This window comes from Vulcanococcus sp. CPBay_Sum15L08_68 (assembly GCF_017855895.1).
GTDB lineage: Bacteria > Cyanobacteriota > Cyanobacteriia > PCC-6307 > Cyanobiaceae > Vulcanococcus.
Genome location: NZ_JAFMFX010000068.1, coordinates 1 through 9,039, shown reverse-complemented (window position 1 = coordinate 9,039; position 9,039 = coordinate 1). Strand labels below are relative to the sequence as shown.

The following is a 9,039-nucleotide window of genomic DNA, read 5'->3' as shown; positions in this document are numbered from 1 at the left end:
CTGATGCCAGCGTCTTCCCCAGTTGTCCGGCCGTGGGCATGGGGCTGACGGTGATCGCCAACGCCCTGCGGATTGGCGATCAGGTGTTGGGTGTGCTGTGACCAGCGGCTCGGGCCAGGCGACCTCTGAACTCCGCCGGATGGCGGAACGGGACCAGGACCAGGTGCCTTGGTCGCTTTGGGGCAGTTACTTGCCGGAGCGGCAATGGGGGACGGTTCGAGAGGACTACTCCGCCGATGGCAACGCCTGGACCTCCTTTCCCCATGACCATGCCCGTTCACGGGTCTATCGCTGGGGCGAGGACGGTCTGCTGGGGATCTGCGACTCGGAGTGTCGCCTCTGCTTTTCGCTGGCCCTTTGGAATGGGCAGGATCCAATCCTCAAGGAGCGCCCCTTTGGCTTGGCCAACGGCGAGGGGAACCACGGCGAGGATCTCAAGGACTACTACTTCCACCTCGCCAATACGCCGACCCACAGCTTCATGCGTGGGCTCTACAAGTACCCGCAGCAGCGCTTTCCCTACGAAGACCTGATTGCTGAGAACGGCCGGCGCAGTCGCGATCAACCCGAGTACGAACTGGTCGACACCGGCATCTTTAACGAGAGCCGCTATTTCGATGTCTTTATCGAGTACGCCAAGCGCTCCCCCCGCGACCTGGCGATTCGCCTGAGGGTGATCAACCGCGGTGATCAGGCGGCTCCGTTGACCCTGCTGCCCACCCTCTGGTTACGCAATACCTGGAGCTGGGGCTACCCGGATGAGCAGGAGCAGCCGATGGGTCTCAAGGGTGATGTCCTGCAGGCCCAGGTTGGTGGTGGCTTGGGCGGCTACGAACTCCACTGCCGTAATGAAGGGCGTTGGATTTTTACCGACAACGAAACCAACACCGAACGCCTCTATCAACAGCCCAATACGCGGCCCTATCAAAAAGATGGCTTCCACCGCTATTTGATCGAGTCCGAGCAGGGGGCGATCAACCCCCAGCAGAGCGGGACCAAGGCTGCTCGCCTCCTGCAGCGCACCCTGCAACCTGGCGAGGAATGGCAGGTGGACCTGCGCCTGATGGCCCAGGACGAGACCAGCGGGAATGAGGCCTTTGGTCCTGAGACTGATGCCCTGTTTGTGCAAAGGGAGCGGGAATGGCATGAGTTCTTCGCCGAGCGTGTTCCCAACCTCTCCAAGGAGGACCGTTTAATCCACAGCAGCGCCGCGGCGGGGTTGCTCTGGTGCAAGAAGTACTACGGCTGGAGTGTTCTGCGCTGGCTGGACGGCGATCCGACCTCCCCGGTGCCACCCCCCCAGCGCTGGGCGACGGACAACGCGGAATGGCAGCGGCTGCATGCCCACGACGTGATTTCGATGCCCGATGCCTGGGAGTACCCCTACTTCTGCCAATGGGACCTGATGTTCCATGCGGTCGCCTTTGCGGTGATCGATCCGGCGACGGCCAAGCAACAGGCGATGGTTCTGCGGACGCCCCACTACACGGCGCCGAATGCGCAAACCCCTGCCTACGAGTGGGCCCTCTCTGATCCCAACCCGCCGATTGGCGCCTGGGCGGCGATGCGCATTTTTCAGATCGAGCGCAAGCAGAACGACGAGGGCGATCTGGGCTTTCTGCATGCGGCCCTGCGGAAGTTGATCCTGGAATACGGCTGGTGGGCGAACCGTAATGACCGGGGGGGAGACAACCTCTTTGAGGGGGGCTTCCTCGGTCTCGACAACATCGCGGTGTTTGATCGCCGTTACCCCTTGGCCGATGGCAGCCGCATTGAGCAGTGCGACGGGACCGCCTGGATGGCCTCCTTGAGCCTGAACCTGCTCAATATCAGTGTGGAATTGACGCGCACGGAACCCGAGTACGCCGATATCGCGGAGCGGTTTGTCTACGACTTTGTTCAGCTGGCCCTGACGCTGAACCTGCCCGGCAATCGCGGCTACCTGAATTGGGATGAGCAGGACGGCTTCTATTACGACGTCATCAAACGACCGGATGGATCGACGGAATACCTGCGGACCCGCTCGGTCTCTGGCCTGATTCCACTGTTGGCTGTGGCCAGCTTTGACGTTGAGACGATCAAACGGCTGCCTGTTCTTGATGTCACCCAGAGCTTGAGCTGGTTTTTGCATGAACGCACCAGCCCTGATTGGTTGTTGGATCACTTCGGGCAATGGCGCCATGACCGCCTGCTGTTTGCCCTGGTGCCGGAGCAGCGGCTCCGCCGCATCTGCGAGAGGCTCTTTGACGAATCAGAGTTTCTCTCGCCCTACGGCATTCGCGCCCTCTCGAAGGTCTACGAAGACCAGCCCTACAGCTTCACCGAGGGGAGTGAGACCCAAACCTTGGCCTACAGCCCAGCCGATAGCCCGGTGGCGATGTTTGGTGGTAACTCCAACTGGCGCGGTCCCGTTTGGATCCCAATCAACTTTCTCTTGATTGAGTCCCTGCAGAAGTTTGGCCACTACTACGGCGATGACTTCAAGGTGGAGTTCCCCACCGGCTCTGGCTGCTGGATGAATCTTTGGGATGTCTCGCTGCAACTGCAGCATCGTTTGGTCAATTTGTTTCGCCGTGATGCCTCCGGTCAGCGGCCCTTCTTGGGCGATGTGGAGCTGTTTCAGAACGATCCCCATTGGCGGGATCTGATGCTGTTCAACGAGTATTTCCACGGCGACAACGGCCGGGGGGTCGGGGCGAGTCACCAAACCGGTTGGACGGCCATGGTCTGCAAGATGATCAATCAGCTCAGCCGCTATCCAGCGCCAGGCGCCCCTTCATCACAATCAGCGGACAGCCATTGAGCCCGTTTCTAGTTTGCGGGTAGTGGCTGGTTGATCCAGTGTTCGAGGCACAACTGCAGAAGCCCGATCGTCAGGACTTCGATCTGGTGATCATTGGCAGTGGTGCTGGTGGCGGCACCTTGGCGCGGGTTCTCGCGCCGACGGGTCTGCGCATCTTGATCCTGGAGCGCGGGGATTGGTTGCCCCAGGAACCGGAGAATTGGGATGCCGAAGCTGTTTTTCAGAAGGGTCGATACGTCTCCAAAGACATCTGGTACGACGGCAAGGGCCAGCCGTTCCAGCCAGGAAGTCATTACTTCGTCGGTGGTGCCACCAAGATGTACGGCGCCCACCATTTCCGTCTGCGGCAGCGGGACTTTGAGGAGCTGGAACACCGCGACGGCGTCTCCCCGGCGTGGCCCCTGCGCTACAGCGATTTCGAGCCTTATTACCAAAAGGCTGAGGAGATGTATCACGTCCATGGACTTCGCGGTGAGGACCCCACCGACCCCCCAAGTTCAGCGCCCTATCCCCATCCGCCGATTTCCCATGAACCGCGGATTCAACAGCTTGCCGATGATCTGCGTTCGGCCGGATTGAACCCGTTTCACGCCCCCAGTGGCGTGATGCTGAATGAAGCCAATATGGAGATCAGCCGCTGCAGGCGCTGCAACAACTGTGATGGCTTCCCCTGTCTGGTGCATGCCAAAGGTGATGCCGAGGTCTGTGGTGTCAGACCGGCGCTCAAGGAAAGCGGCAATGTCTCCCTCTTGACCCGCGCTGAGGTGAAGCGTCTGGTGACCAATCCAGAGGGGAGTGCCGTCACCTCCGTTGAGGTGGAACGCGATGGGGAACAGCTCAGCTACAAGGCCGATGTTGTTGTGGTGAGTTGCGGCGCGGCCAATAGCGCCCGCTTGCTGTTGATGTCGGCCAACGATCGTCATCCCCGCGGATTGGCCAATGGCTCTGATCAGGTGGGCCGGAACTACATGTTCCACAACAGCAAGGCCGCCGTTGCCCTGTCCCACGAGCCCAATCCAACGGTCTTCCAGAAGACCATCTCAATCAATGACTGGTATTTCGGCGATGCCGATTACGACTACCCGATGGGCAATATTCAAATGACGGGTAAGACCCGCGGCGCGATCATGAAGGGCTACGCCCCGCTGGAGACCTTCCTGGTTCCGGGCTGGACCATGGACAAAATCGCCGAACACGCCCTCGACTTTTGGGTGTCAACGGAGGATCTTCCGGATCCAAATAACCGGGTGACGATCGATGCGGGGGGGCACATTCACCTGAACTACAAGGTCAATAACCAGACCTCAGCGGATCGGCTCTGGGGTCGCCTTCAGGGAATCCTCGACAAGCTCTACTTGAAGAAACACCTGGTGGAGCGTCAGGTGTACATCAAAAATGCCATGGGCATCGCGGCCGTTGGTCACCAGGCTGGGACCTGCCGGTTTGGCACGGATCCGGCGAGCTCGGTGCTCGATGTCAATTGCAAGGCCCATGAGCTCGACAACCTGTATGTCGTCGATACCAGCTTCTTCCCCAGCATTGGGGCGGTGAATCCATCCCTCACCGCCATCGCCAATGCCATTCGTGTGGGCGAGCACCTGACGGCTCGCCTGAAGACCTAGAGGGTGAGGCCGGTCTGGAGCACCTGCTCGGTAATGGCGTGATCCAGCGAGAAGAAGCCGCCGCCGCAACCGATCAAGACAACACACATCACGACATACATCGCCGCTTTCTCCCAGCTGGGGGGCTCGCCCACCCCCAGGGGGCCGGCGTAGTCCCCTTCTGGAATCAGATAGGGGTCAACGGCAACGAAGGGCAGTCCACCCTTCATCTCCAGGACCATGGCGTAGGCCATCGACACCAGAATTCCAAAGGCCGCAATCGGGGTCAGGATTCCGGCCACCAGCGCGATGCCGCCGGCCCACATCGATCCGGCTGAGAGAAAGCAGAGCCAGGCCGGGGTGCCCAACATTTGCGACCAGGTCTGCAGGTTTTTCAGCTTCGGCCAGCCATGGCGGATGAAGCAGATCCCCGTAAAGACCCGCAGCACCAGCAAGGAGGCTTCCGCAATAGGCGAAGGGGCCAGACCTGCGGGTGCATCGGGCACCAGCAAATTCACAAGAGTGACGTCCACAGCACTTCCGTGACTTCCCGAAAACTAGACATCACAACCGAAACCGGCCGCGCTTAATCCACGCTGATTAACTGCAGCTGGTGGCCGTCTGGATCGCGCACCTGCAATCCCCGCTGGAAACCCAAGAGCGCAGCCTGCTCGCTGTTCAGCGTCTGCACTCCGTCGGACACGTGCGAGCCGCCAAAGGACTCGAGACGTTGGCTGATGGCATCGAGCTCAGCGACCTCAAGGCGGATCTGCCAGTGGGCCAGGTCTGCCGCGGATTGATCGACCGGCAGGGGCCTCCCCCCGGTGGGCTCGATGTAGTTCAGGCATTCCACCCCCGCTCCCTCGGGGCAGCGGTGGGCACTGATGTGGACCCGCGTTCCCTCCAGGCCATCCAGCCGGTCCTGCTCCAGGCCATGGTTCACCCCATCACCGCCAAAGCGCAGGCCGAGGAGTTCTCCATAGAACGCGGTGCTGCGTTCGGTGTTGGCGTTGGCAATGGCGCTGTGGTCGATGCCAAGGAAGGTGCCCCTAGGCGTGCTGGGATGCCAGCGGGCATCGCCTTTGCCCCCTGGGAACTGCAGCAGCTCAAGGCAGTGCCCTTCGGGGTCGTGGAATTTGTAGGCCTGAATTCCAGCCGCCCCTTGGTTCCACTCCGGCAACGTTTGCGGTCCAGTGGAGATGGGCTGAAGCGCACCGGCCTGCACCTGGGCCGTGATCGGCTCCGCCGCCTTCGCCATGTCGGAGACCACGATGCAGATGTGCTGAAACCAGAGATCGCAACTTCTGGAATCCTGCTGAATCGGACGCCCTGGGCGCAGTCCTGGCCCCAGTGCCAGCACCTCAGTCAGCTCCAATCGCTCCTGGCCGAGTTGGAGTTGGTGCAGGCGCAAGCGGCTTCCAGGCAGGCCGATGAGCTCCGCGTAGGGACCGGCGTCGATGTCGAATGCGGCCACCGGGCTGAAGCCCAGGTTCGCTTCGTAGAACGCGCAGACGCGGTTGGCATCTGAGCAGCTAAAGCCGATGCTTTTGATCTGGGGAGTCATCGGGCACCTCGGGTGTTGGTGAAGAGGGAATAGAGCTGGTTCGAGGCACAGATGAAGAGGCGACTGCCGTAGCGATCGCCAAAGCAGAGGTTCGAGACCCGTTGGGGAACACGAATTTTTCCGAGGAGCGCTCCATCCCCGGCAATCACATGCACGCCATCACCGGCGCTGCACCAGAGGTTCCCCTGCTCATCGATTTGAAATCCGTCGGCCCAGCCGACATTGACTTTGTGAAAGAACTGACCCGGTCCCAGGCTGCGTCCATCGGCTGCGACTGGATAGCGAATGATGTGTTGCCGCGGTTCATCGGCGTCAGGGGCTCCTGTCTCAGCGACATACAGCCACTGCTCATCGGGTGAGAAGGCCAGACCATTCGGTCCGTCGAGGTCGCGGATCACTGCATCAAGCTCGCCTGTTTCAGGGTCCAGGCGATAGAGCGCAGCGGGTTGCTCAGAGGCTTGCCGGCCCCCTTCGTAGTCATTGAGCAGGCCATAGAGGGGATCGCTAAACCAGATCGATCCATCCCGCTTCACCACGACATCGTTCGGTGCATTCAGGCGTTTACCTTCGGCCGCATCCACCAGGGTCGTCACCTGTCCGTCGTGTTCCAGTCGGGTGAGACAGCGACTGCTGTGGTGGCATTGGATCAGGCGTCCAGCGGCATCACGGGCTTGTCCGTTGGCGAAGTCAGAGGGTTCCCGAAAGACACTGACCCCATCGCGTTCGCTCCAGCGCAGCGTGCGGTTGTTGGGGATGTCGTTAAACAGAAGGCAGTGGTGGTCTCCAAACCAGAGCGGACCCTCCAGCCAGCGAAATCCCTCCGCAAGTAGCTCGAGCTCCGCGTTGAAGAGCACCAGCTGCTTGAAGCGCGGGTCGAGGCAGTCGCAGTGAGGAGCAAGCGGGCTCATGGCTGGGCAAAACAACCCGGTTGCAGATTCAGCCAGCGCTCATCCCGCGGTTGGATGGCCATCTGGATGCAGGGCTCATCCCCCAGTTGTTCGGAGAGGTGACCGCAGCGTCCCTCTGCATCGGTGATGCAGTTCTGATCGCCGCCGAAGGAGAACTCGCCAGGCCCCACTTCAATGCGCTGGCCATCCATGCTCGTGATGGCCCAGCGCCCCTTGAGCACATAGATCAATTTGGGTGCTGGGTTTTCATGCCAGCTCGCTTTCCAACCCACGGGTAAGACCACGGCCGTGGCCATTAACTCGTTCTCAATCACCCGGTTGAACAGAGGGGTATTGCGCGGTCCCAGTTGGATCAACTCAAAACCGCTGAGCTCGCAGTAGGTCTGTCGACTGATGCCATCGGCATCACGCCAAAGGTGCCAGTAGCCAAGAGCAATGCCTTGGTCGCTGTTGTTCACGGTCTCTTGTTGCGGTGGGCCCCAGCTCAGCTTGTCCTTGGTCCTGGTGGTTGTCAGCTGTGGTCTGTTACCGCCGCCATGCATACCCTGCGGATGAGTGATCAAACGGCATGTCGACGAATCCCTACGCCATGGAGACCCTCTCCAATTTCCTCAAGGGAAAGGTGATCATCGTGACGGGCGGCAACAGCGGAATCGGTAAGTCGATTGTTGAAACGGTGGCCCGCCTTGGCGCCAAGGTGGTGATCGACTACCGCTCCCATCCCGAGGCAACGGAAGAGCTCGAGCAAGAGATTGGCGAGCTGGGGGGCTGCTCCTTTGGGGTGCAGGCCGATGTGGGCAAGTTGGATGATTTGCAGCGTTTGGTTGAGGCCGCGGTGAGTCGTTATGGCCGCCTCGATGTCATGGTGAATAACGCTGGTATCGAAACCAGGACGTCGATTCTGGACACCACGCCAGAGGATTTCGACAAGGTCCTGAATGTCAACCTGCGCGGCGTTTTCTTCGCGACCCAGTACGCAGCCAAGCAGATGATCGCCCAGGGCAGTGGCGGCCGGGTGATCAATATCTCCTCGGTGCATGAGGACTGGCCGATGCCCAATAACACCCCCTATTGCGTGGCCAAGGGTGGTGTGCGGATGTTGACCCGAACCGCTGGCGTGGAGCTGGCCTCCAAGGGCGTGACGATCGTGAATGTGGGTCCGGGCGCTGTGGCCACGCCGATCAACGACTCGACGATGAACAACCCGGAGTTGCTGGCCAAGCTCAACGCCGCGATCCCGATGGGGCGGATGGCTCAGCCCGATGAGATCGCCAAGGTGGTGGCTTTCCTGGCGAGCGATGCCGCCAGCTACATCACGGCCACCAGCATCTTTGCCGATGGCGGAATCATGCAGAGCAGTCCTGGGCTTTAAGGGCACGCCTTGACCGTGCGGTCATGAAGATCACCCCCGAGCAACTGCTGCAGATGCGCCGCCGCCATCGCGGTTATCGCATCACCTTGGGGGCGCAACTCCTGTTGCTCTTGCTGTTGCCGGTGGCACAGCGGGTGCCCTGGTTGCTGTCCTTGATGCTGTGCCTGCTGGCCATCGAGTTGATGGTGTTTTTGGCGCGCTATTCACCGCTGGGACGTAAACGCCTGACCTACAGCCTGGGCACGCTCGCGGTGGTGCTGGAGATCACCTGGCATCTGGCCCTGCGTTGGTGGCCAATCCTGGGAAAAATTCTGACCCTGCCCCATGTCATGGTCTGGGTTTTGTTTCTTTTGGTGGTGGCGATTCGCAAGGTCAAGGCTCTGGTGCGGGAGCCCTATGTGACCTTCTCGGTTGTGCTTGGGGCCGCCTCGGGTTACCTCAGTGTCGGTCTGGCTGGTGGTGTGCTGTTGACAGCCCTTTGGGTGCTGCACCCAGCGGCCTTTCTGCAGTCATCCCTTCCTCAGCTCTCGGCCCTGGGAGACCTCACCGTGGCCGTGGCTCCAGCCCTGATGGCGGCCTCGTTTTCATTGCTCACCACGGTGGGAACGGAGGTGCTGCGTTCGAGTGATGTCACGGTTCAGGTGTTAGCGAACCTGATCACGATTAGTGGGCAGCTCTACGTCGCCATCTTGATTGGTTTGATTTTGGGGCGTGTGCATCACCGGGCCGTGATCTGAGGCGATTTCGGCGGCATCATGTGCTCGGTTTGAGAGCACCGCCGTGGTTCTGCG

At 60.6% G+C, this 9,039-nt stretch carries 8 protein-coding genes; 4 read left to right on the top strand and 4 right to left on the bottom strand.

The window, feature by feature from the left end:
* Window positions 1–139 precede the first annotated feature (139 nt).
* Together QZ189_RS09665 and QZ189_RS09660 are read left to right on the top strand one after the other, a co-directional pair.
* Complete coding sequence (locus tag QZ189_RS09665) at window positions 140–2,803, top strand: glucosidase (protein ID WP_296415679.1); 2,664 nt, start codon at window positions 140–142, stop codon at window positions 2,801–2,803.
* Between the two features lie 38 nt (window positions 2,804–2,841).
* Window positions 2,842–4,425: a GMC family oxidoreductase gene (locus QZ189_RS09660; RefSeq protein ID WP_296415578.1), complete on the top strand. Its 1,584-nt coding sequence runs from the start codon at window positions 2,842–2,844 to the stop codon at window positions 4,423–4,425.
* Here QZ189_RS09660 and QZ189_RS09655 read toward each other — a convergent pair.
* The 4 genes from QZ189_RS09655 to QZ189_RS09640 are packed head-to-tail and all read right to left on the bottom strand — an operon-like array spanning window position 4,422 to window position 7,334.
* Entirely contained in the window at window positions 4,422–4,937 is a 516-nt protein-coding gene (locus tag QZ189_RS09655; protein WP_247477509.1) for a DoxX family protein, read from the bottom strand. The two genes, QZ189_RS09660 and QZ189_RS09655, sit on opposite strands and share 4 nt — an antisense overlap.
* 53 nt (window positions 4,938–4,990) lie before the next feature.
* Window positions 4,991–5,968, bottom strand: coding sequence for a VOC family protein (locus tag QZ189_RS09650; RefSeq protein WP_296421635.1), 978 nt, complete (start codon window positions 5,966–5,968; stop codon window positions 4,991–4,993).
* On the bottom strand, window positions 5,965–6,876 hold the full coding sequence (locus QZ189_RS09645) for an SMP-30/gluconolactonase/LRE family protein (RefSeq protein ID WP_296421634.1): 912 nt from the start codon (window positions 6,874–6,876) through the stop codon (window positions 5,965–5,967). Before QZ189_RS09645 ends, QZ189_RS09650 begins: the two co-directional genes overlap by 4 nt.
* Window positions 6,873–7,334, bottom strand: a complete 462-nt coding sequence (locus tag QZ189_RS09640) for a cupin domain-containing protein (protein ID WP_247477524.1) — start codon at window positions 7,332–7,334, stop codon at window positions 6,873–6,875. The genes QZ189_RS09645 and QZ189_RS09640 overlap by 4 nt, the downstream gene beginning before the upstream one ends.
* Window positions 7,335–7,444: 110 nt before the next feature.
* Between QZ189_RS09640 and QZ189_RS09635 the strand changes: the two genes are divergently transcribed.
* Together QZ189_RS09635 and QZ189_RS09630 are read left to right on the top strand one after the other, a co-directional pair.
* Window positions 7,445–8,248 carry a glucose 1-dehydrogenase gene (locus QZ189_RS09635; RefSeq protein ID WP_296415568.1) on the top strand — a complete coding sequence of 268 codons (804 nt, stop codon included), beginning with the start codon at window positions 7,445–7,447 and terminating at the stop codon, window positions 8,246–8,248.
* A gap of 23 nt (window positions 8,249–8,271) precedes the next feature.
* Window positions 8,272–8,985: a hypothetical protein gene (locus QZ189_RS09630; RefSeq protein WP_247477527.1), complete on the top strand. Its 714-nt coding sequence runs from the start codon at window positions 8,272–8,274 to the stop codon at window positions 8,983–8,985.
* Window positions 8,986–9,039: the final 54 nt, after the last annotated feature.

Coding starts and splice junctions, on each gene's coding strand:
- QZ189_RS09635 (WP_296415568.1), top strand. CDS start 7,445: ATGTCGACGAATCCCTACGCCATGGAGACCCTCTCCAATTTCCTCAAG.
- QZ189_RS09665 (WP_296415679.1), top strand. CDS start 140: ATGGCGGAACGGGACCAGGACCAGGTGCCTTGGTCGCTTTGGGGCAGT.
- QZ189_RS09650 (WP_296421635.1), bottom strand. CDS start 5,968: ATGACTCCCCAGATCAAAAGCATCGGCTTTAGCTGCTCAGATGCCAAC.
- QZ189_RS09645 (WP_296421634.1), bottom strand. CDS start 6,876: ATGAGCCCGCTTGCTCCTCACTGCGACTGCCTCGACCCGCGCTTCAAG.
- QZ189_RS09630 (WP_247477527.1), top strand. CDS start 8,272: ATGAAGATCACCCCCGAGCAACTGCTGCAGATGCGCCGCCGCCATCGC.